Raw genomic sequence first — 8,103 nt, forward strand, 5'->3', positions numbered from 1 at the left:
GCCCAGACGGGCCACGTGCAGCCGAAGATGCCCGCGCCCCCGCCCGCCAGTAAGAGCTCTTCGCCGCCGCGCCCTTGCGGCAGCGGGGAGGGGGCCGCGGGCATCTTCGGCTGCACGTGGCCCGTCTGGGCGTCCAGGCCGTCGAACAGGCTCAGCTGCCCCGGCACTTCCTTTGCGCTGCGACGCCCGTGGGCGCCGCCGTCGATGGGGGCCGCCAGTTGCGCCCGCAGCCACGGTGCCGAGAAATCCGCCCCTGGCACCGCATAGGCGCCCTTGCAGGTGACGAAGTATCGGGCCCGCTTCCAGGCGATGCCCAGTTTCCGCAGCTCATCGGCTCCTAAGGTGGAGTGGCGCCGTGCCCGCAGGATAAGTTTGGCGCCGCGCACACCAATGCCCGGCACCCGCAGCAGCACTTCGTAGGAAGCGGTGTTCACTTCCACTGGAAACAGGTCCAAATGGCGCAGCGCCCAAGCTGCTTTCGGGTCCACCTCCAAATCCAGAAACGGATCCGCTTCGTCGATTATCTCGTCAACGGAGAACTCGTAGAAGCGCATCAGCCAGTCCGCCTGGTACAGCCGGTGCTCGCGGTTCAGGGGCACGCGGTCGGTTTGGGGCAGGCGCGGGTCGCGGGTTACGGGCACGTAGGCGCTGAAGAACACCCGCTTCAACGACAGGGTGCGGTACAGGGAGGCCGAGAGATTGAGGATGTGGTGGTCCGACTCCGGCGAGGCGCCGATGATCATCTGGGTGGATTGACCGGCGGGGGCGAAGGCGCGGGCGGCCGTCTTCGTTTTCCGCTGGGCCAGGGGGCCGGCGGTGCGCCGCGAGAGGGCGCGGGACTCGGCGTCTTCAGTGCAGTTGTCGCAGATCTGCCGCATGGGGGCCAAGATGTTGGTTTTGGTTTTGTCGGGGGCCAGAAGCGCCAGGCTGGCGGCGCTGGGCAGCTCCATGTTCACGCTGAGGCGGTCGCACAGGAACCCCAGCTGCTGCAGCAGTTCGGGGGAGGCGCCGGGGATGGCCTTGGCGTGGATGTAGCCGCGGAAGCCGTACTCGTGGCGCAGGATTTCCAGTGCGCGGATCATGAGTTCGGTGGTGTTGTCGGGGTTGCCGGCCACGCCGGAGCTTAAGAACAGCCCCTCGATGAAGTTGCGCCGGTAAAAACCGATGGTGAGGTCGGCCAGCTCGCGCGGGGTGAAGGCGGTGCGCTCGATGGAGCGGTTGGACACGCGGTTCACGCAGTAGGCGCAATCACAGGTGCACACGTTGGTCATCAGCACCTTCAGCAGGGTAACGCAGCGGCCGTCGGGGGTGAAACTGTGGCAGCAGCCCGCCTGGGTTGCGGAGCCCAGCTGCCCCTTCTTCCCGCTGCGGTTCACGCCGGAGGAAGTGCAGGCCACGTCGTATTTGGCGGCGTCCGCCAAAAGCTCCAGCTTGCGAGCGATGTCCATGCCGTCCTCCTGTTGCGAGCCGCCATTGGCGTGCAAAACTAAAGTACAAGTGTTCGTGCGAATATCTGTTCGCAAGTGTACGCATGCCCCCGACCCCCGTCAAGCGAACAAAGTGTGCTTTTGGAGGGATGGCGGCTATCGGCCGGACTTTCGTTGGCTATTCGCGCCATATGCCGTAAAATACCAACACTCCGGGTTTCTTCCGGGCACGCGCCAGTGTGGCTCAACGGTAGAGCAACTGATTTGTAATCAGTGGGTTGCGGGTTCGATTCCTGTCACTGGCTCCAGAAAACACCAGGCCAGGCATGTGTTTTGCTTGGCCTGCTTCTTCCTCCGGGTGCCACATGCGCGTCAAGTGTATAGCGCGAAAGCCTAAAGGCGGGCAGATGGCAAGCACCCCTCCTCTTCGGCCCTATTTTTACAGGGCCGCCAGCATAGGCATTTTTTGGTAGATAATTGGTAGAATGTGGTAGAAAACTATTGGTAGAAAGCTGTTGGCAGGAAACTGTTGGTAGGAAACCTTCAGGTGCGTTTGTTCGAACAACCGAGATTTATCGCGAGCGACAAGCCGCCCGAACATCCAAGGGGGATCGTTGATGACTGCGTCAGTAGATAAACTGCTCGCTTGTCGAGAAGGCAATAAGCTGGAGGTGAAAAGCGCTCAGGTTGGGCTGCCGGGAAGTTTGTGGGAAACCTACTCTGCCTTTGCGAATACCGACGGGGGCTGCATTGTTTTGGGGATGGATGAGACTAAGGGCGGTCTTCGGGCGGTTGGGGTTTCCAACCCGGAGCACCTTGTGAAGCTCTTCTGGGATGCAGTGAACAATCCCTCGAAGGTGAGTGCAAATTTGCTCACCAACGGTGATGTGTCTATTGAAGAGGTTGATGGTCTGCGTGTTGTGGTTATACGCGTACCGCGAGCAAGCCATGATGCGCGACCTGTGTTTTTGGACGGAAATCCCTTGGCGGGGACGTTCAGGAGAAACGGCGAAGGCGATTATCGCTGCACGCGGCGAGAGGTCAGCGCAATGCTGAGGGACAACAGCGATGGCGTTCAGGACAGGGCTGTTCTGCCGCATCTCGAAAAGGACGCACTGTGCCCTGATACCGTTCACCGCTATCGGAATGCCCTGCGCACAATTCGCCCCGCACACCCTTGGCTCGATTTGGGGGATGACGATTTTCTGCTGAGGATTGGCGCAATCGGCCGAAATTCCGAAGACAATCATCTTCACCCAACCCGCGCTGGTTTGCTCATGTTCGGCTACGAATACGAGATTGTCCGCGAATACCCGCAGTATTTCATGGAGTACCGGGAGGTTTTGGGGGATGCCCGATGGGATGACAGGGTGGTTACCAATGACGGTGAGTGGAGCGGAAACGTCTTTGATTTCTGGCGAATTGTGCTCCCAAGAATTATTTTGCTCTCTAAAAGACCCTTTGACATCGAGGGCGGGATGAGGGTCGATGACACCCCCTTGCACAAGGCCTATCGCGAAGCGCTTGCGAATGCGCTTGTCCATGCCGATTATTATGGGGAGGCGAACACAGTGGTGTCGAGGGAGCTGAATCGCCTTTTGTTCGTCAATCCTGGAACTGTCCGAATCGATCCGGAAGTTGCCCAGGTTGGTGGCATCTCGAGCCAGCGGAACCCTGCACTGATGACTATGTTTAACTTGATCGGGGTAGGTGAGCGCGCTGGGTCGGGTTTTGATGTTATGCGGCGGGGGTGCTCGTGGGCATCCGTTCCCGATCCGATGTTTCGCGAGAATCTTTCTCCGGACTATGTTGAACTAGAGTTTTCCCTTGTGGGACGAGGGGAAAGTGGCTCTGGTTCCCGTTTTGGAGTATCGCCGAATGAGGCTGAAAGCTCCAAAAAGGATTATATGGACGCATCGGCTGCTAAGGGGCGGCAATCGCATTCCGGTGCGTCTTCTGAAGATCGCGTGCTGAAGTTTTTGAGCGAAGCTGGTTCAGCGACGCGTGGGGAGATAGAGGGGCTGCTCGGCGTATCTCGAAGCAGTGCCGGTAATCTTCTTTCTTCGATGGTAGAGCGCGGACTGTTGAAGGTGGAAGGAGCGGGAAGGTCGACAGCGTATCTCTTGCCTTCATAAATGCGGTTTTCGGCTGTTGGGGCTGCCTCGGGTGGTTCCGGTGACCTTGGGCTGGGAGCCGATTTCCCTGGTTTACCAGGTGCTCCGCTTCCGTTGGCCGTAGCTGTTGGCTGTTGCCATTTCTCCTGATGATTGCCATACTTTGGCCATTGGGCCCTTTTGGGGCCGGCTGTTTCGGGGTGCGCGCCGCGCGGGGTGCGGGGCGCTGATGCGAACGGGTTGCACGACTATGGGGAAGATTGGGAACCGGAAGATGACCGCGGGCGGCGCGGGGCGCCATCGTTTCGCGGCGGCGCTGCTGGCGCTGCTGCTGTCGGCGTTCGCTTTGGGCGGATGCTCCGCGGTGCAAGGGGCCGCCTCCCTGCCGGACACGGGCGCTGGCGCCGCTGGTTCAGGGGAAGTTGCCGCTGCGGGGCCGGATGGGACGCCTGCTGCACCTGGGGAAGAAGCGACTTCCAACGGCGGTTCAAGCGGCGATGCCGCAGCGCCGGCCGCGCCTGGGGAAGGGGAGGCCAGCGGCGCCGCCGATGGTGCAAGCGATGCCGCAGCCGCCGCCGACAATGCCGCCGCGGCCGACCAGCTCACGGTGCGCTTCATCGACGTGGGGCAGGGGGATTGTGCCCTGCTCACCTGCGGCGGCGAAACGCTGCTCATCGACGGCGGCCCGTCTGAGGCCTCCTCGAAGCTCTATTCCATTTCGAAATCGCTGGGCATTTCGCGCCTCGACTACATCATCTGCACCCATCCCGACGAGGACCACTGCGGCGGCATCAGCGGCGCCCTGAACTTCGCCAGCTGCGGCACCTTCTTCTGCTCGGTCACCGAGCACGACACCCGCGCCTTCGCTAGCGTGCTGCGCTATTTGGGGCAGGTGCCGGTAACGGTGCCGGCGGTGGGGGACGGCTTTTCGCTGGGGGCGGCGCAGGTTACTTTCGTGGGGCCGGCCCAGCGCACCCGCGACACCAACGAGGGATCGCTGGTGTGCCGGGTGGACTTGGGGGAGGTGTCCTTCCTGTTCACCGGCGATGCCGGGGAAGAGAGCGAAGAGGCGATGCTGGCGGCGGGAGCGCAGTTGGATGCCGACGTGCTGAAAGTGGGCCATCACGGCTCGGCCAGCTCTTCCACCAGCCGGTTCCTGGCGGCCGTTTCCCCTGATTACGCGGTGATTTCCGTGGGGGCTGGCAATTCCTACGGCCATCCCACCGACGAGGCGCTGGCACGGCTGGGGGCAACCGGCGCCACGGTGCTGCGCACCGATTTGCTGGGGTCGGTGGTGGCGGTGACCGACGGGCGCGACGTGCAATTCAGCTCCACCAAGGGAAAATTGGACAACTAGGAAAGGGGAGAGGTTATGAGGAAGAAGTTGACTGGATTATTGGCGGTCGCGGCTCTGACGGCCGCGCTGGGATTGCTGGGCGGCTGCGGCGCGTCTGTGGAAGGGGCGGCATCGCTGCCGGAAACGGGCCCGGCGCCGGCTTCTCAGGAAGCGGAAGGCGGGGCGCCCGAGCAGACGGCGGAAGACGATGCCCTTGAGCAGGCGGCCCGCGAAGAGGCGGAGGCGCTGGCGGCGGCGGAGGCGGCCGAGCGCGAGGCGGAGGAGAAGGCCGCCGCTGAAGCCGCGGCCCAAAAAGAGGCCGAAGAGAAGGCCGCGGCAGAAGCGGCTGCCGAGGCCAAGGCGGCCGAGGAGGCGGCGGCTGCCGAAGCCGCTGCCCAGCAGGAGGCTCAGGCCCAGCAGCAACAGGAGGAAAAGCAGGCCGGCAGCGTGTACGTGGCCGCATCGGGCAAGGGGAAAAAGTACCACTCCAACCCCAACTGCAGCAGCATGAACGGCACCAAGGAGCTGAGCAAAACCGAGGCGGAAAAGCAGGGCTACACCCCCTGCAAGAAGTGCTACTAGCGCGGTCGGCGCAGCGGCCGGGGCGATCCGGCGCGCAACGGCTTCATTTTTTCCGGGCGCGGAGGGCAACTTCCGCGCCCCTTTCTTATATGATGGAACCACATGCAAATTGCCGCCAAGGAAGGGCGGCGCGAGAGGAGCGAACGCGATGAGCATCTGGATTCTCATCCCTGTGATTGTGGTAGTGCTGCTGGTGGTGCTGGTAGTGGCGGCCATCGGGCTGTACAACAACCTGGTAAAGCTGCGCAACCGCGTGGACAACGCCTGGTCGCAGATGGAGGTGCAGCTGCAACGGCGCGCCGACCTCATTCCCAACCTGGTGGAAACCGTGAAGGGCTACGCCGGCCATGAGAGCAAAACGTTGGAGGCGGTCACTGAGGCCCGTGCGGCGGTGATGGGGGCGAAAACTCCCGATCAGAAGGTGGAGGCGGAAGGTGTCCTGGACGGGGCCCTGGGCCGTCTGTTCGCCGTGGCCGAGGCCTACCCCGAGCTGAAGGCCAACGGCAACTTCCAGCAGCTGCAGGCGCAGCTGGCCGCCACCGAGGACAAGATCAGCTACATGCGCCAGTCTTACAACGACTGCGTGATGACCTACAACACCGCCATCCAAACCTTCCCTGGCGTGCTGCTGGCGGGCAGCTTCCAGCCGCGCCCCTCGTTCGCGGCCGCCGAAGGGGCCGCCGCTGCGCCCCAGGTGAGCTTCTAGGATGCCGGCCCCCATTGCCGCGGACGCCCCGCGCCCGCTTTCCGCTGCCCGCCGTCTCGCCTGCGCCCTGGTGGCGTTCATCGCCGCGGCCCTGCTGACGGCGGCCGTTTGCGCGGCCGCGCCCGCCCCGGCCCTGGCGAAGGACTACAGCTGCCCCCAGGTGGCCATCGCCGCCTCGGTGGACGAGGAGGCGTCGCTGCACGTGCGGGAGCAGCGGGTGTTCGACTTCGACGGCGACTTCACCGCCATCTGGTGGGAGCTGGGGGAGAACCTGCCCATCGATGCTTCCGTGGCCATTTCCGGCGTGTCCCTCTCCATCGACACCGGCGGCGATCCCACTTGGATGCCGCTTGAGGAGGTGCCCTTCGAGATCCGCTGGCGCGACGAGGGCGGCCCGCAGACGGTGCCCGCCTGGTCTTTCGACGCGGCGCGCAACACTGTGTACGCCTTCTTCAACACCTCGGATGAGCGGTTGGCCTTCCAACTGGACTACACCGTCGAAAACGGCGTGCGCGTGTACAACGACGTGGCCGAGCTGTACTGGCAGTTCGTCGGTTCCGGCTGGGCGGTGGATTCCAAAAACGTGCAGGCCTCCATCGCGCTGCCGGTTCCCGCTGGCGCCGAGGTGGTGGCGGGCGACACCGTGCGGGCCTGGGGCCACGGGCCGCTGGATGCGGAAGTGGCCATCCAGCCGGACGGCACGGTGGACTTCGACGTGCCCCGCGTTTCCGCCGGCACCTACGCTGAGGCCCGCATCGCCTTTCCCGCCACGTGGGTGAGCGCGGTGGATCCGTCGGTCACCTACGGCTACAGCAACCTGGACGCCATCCTTGCCGAGGAGCAGCAGTGGGCCGACGAGGCCAACGCCCTGCGCACCGCCTCCCGATGGATGTTCTTCGGCATGGGGGGCCCGTGCCTGGTCTCCATCATCGTGGCGGTGGTGTTGTACTTCCGCTTCGGCCGCGAGTACAAGCCGCAATTTTCCGACGAATACTGGCGCGACGTGCCCGAGCCGGGCATGCAGCCGGCGGTGGTGAGCCGCCTCATGCACTGGGGCGTAACCGATACCAAAGACCTCATCGCCACCGTCATGAGCCTTTCCCAGAAAGGGGTGCTGCGCATCGACGCGGTGCAGCACTCCAACAAGAAGGGCCGCACCATCGACGATTACCAGGTAACGCTGCTGCCGGAAGCGGCCGCTCAGGTTACCGACCCGGTGGAAAGGGCCACGCTGGACTTCCTGTTCAAGGAGGTGCCCGGTCGCCCCGACGTGCGCTGGATGGACGAGCTCACCTATTTCGGCGAAACCAACCCCCGCAGCTACATCGCGGCCGTGAACCGTTGGCAGGCGGTGCTGGGGCGCGAGGTGAAGCGGGAGGGCTTCTTCGAGCGGCGCGGCAACGTGCTGATGGGGGCCCTCATCGCCTACGCGGTGCTGCTGGTGGGCGGCGCCTTCATGATCACCACGGTCACCGACAACTTTTGGCCCCTCGCCTTCGCCGGCGTCACGGCCTTCGTGCTGGTGCCGCTGGCGCTGGCCATGCGGCGCCGCAGCCGTCGCGCCAACGAGATAACGGCCCGCTGCAAAGCGCTGAAGAAGTGGCTGCAGGACTTCTCCCGCATCGACGAGCGACCGCCCACCGATGTGAAGGTGTGGGGGCAGCTGATGGTGTACGCCTACCTGTTGGGGGTGGCGAAGCAGGCCATCCAGGAGCTGCGGCGCGTGATGCCAGAGGTGTTCGACGATTCCGCCTACGACGGCCATGGCGGCATTCCCTGGTGGTACTGGTACAGCCGACCCATGGGCATGGGCTCGGGCGCCAGTTTCGCCGATGCGCTGGACCGCAGCGTGGCCAACACGCTTTCTTCGGCGATAGCGGCCACTTCGTCCTCTTCCAGCGGCAGCGGCGGCGGGGGAGGCTTCTCCGTGGGCGGGGG

6 protein-coding genes and 1 tRNA gene are annotated in these 8,103 nt (G+C 64.0%); 6 read left to right on the forward strand and 1 reads right to left on the reverse strand.

Annotation, left to right across the window (positions count from 1 at the left end):
- Window positions 1-1,448 (reverse strand): putative DNA modification/repair radical SAM protein (locus DMP11_RS09875; protein WP_123186320.1); only part of this gene is annotated, 1,448 nt, incomplete at its 3' end.
- Window positions 1,449-1,660: 212 nt separating this feature from the next.
- Here DMP11_RS09875 and DMP11_RS09880 point away from each other — a divergent pair.
- From DMP11_RS09880 to DMP11_RS09905, 6 genes are all read left to right on the forward strand, one after another.
- Window positions 1,661-1,735, forward strand: a tRNA-Thr gene (locus DMP11_RS09880).
- Window positions 1,736-2,044: 309 nt separating this feature from the next.
- Window positions 2,045-3,562, forward strand: a complete 1,518-nt coding sequence (locus DMP11_RS09885) for a DUF8451 domain-containing protein (protein ID WP_123186321.1) — start codon at window positions 2,045-2,047, stop codon at window positions 3,560-3,562.
- A gap of 253 nt (window positions 3,563-3,815) precedes the next feature.
- A complete protein-coding gene (locus tag DMP11_RS09890) occupies window positions 3,816-4,898 on the forward strand; it encodes a ComEC/Rec2 family competence protein (RefSeq protein WP_161555365.1) in 1,083 nt (360 codons plus the stop codon).
- Between the two features lie 15 nt (window positions 4,899-4,913).
- Entirely contained in the window at window positions 4,914-5,459 is a 546-nt protein-coding gene (locus DMP11_RS09895) for a hypothetical protein (RefSeq protein ID WP_148041131.1), read from the forward strand.
- A gap of 148 nt (window positions 5,460-5,607) precedes the next feature.
- Complete coding sequence (locus tag DMP11_RS09900; RefSeq protein WP_123186324.1) at window positions 5,608-6,165, forward strand: LemA family protein; 558 nt, start codon at window positions 5,608-5,610, stop codon at window positions 6,163-6,165.
- A 1-nt stretch (window position 6,166) separates the two neighbouring features.
- A partial coding sequence (locus tag DMP11_RS09905; protein WP_148041132.1) for a DUF2207 domain-containing protein occupies window positions 6,167-8,103 on the forward strand: 1,937 nt, incomplete at its 3' end.

Source organism: Parvibacter caecicola (assembly GCF_003725335.1).
Lineage (GTDB): Bacteria > Actinomycetota > Coriobacteriia > Coriobacteriales > Eggerthellaceae > Parvibacter > Parvibacter caecicola.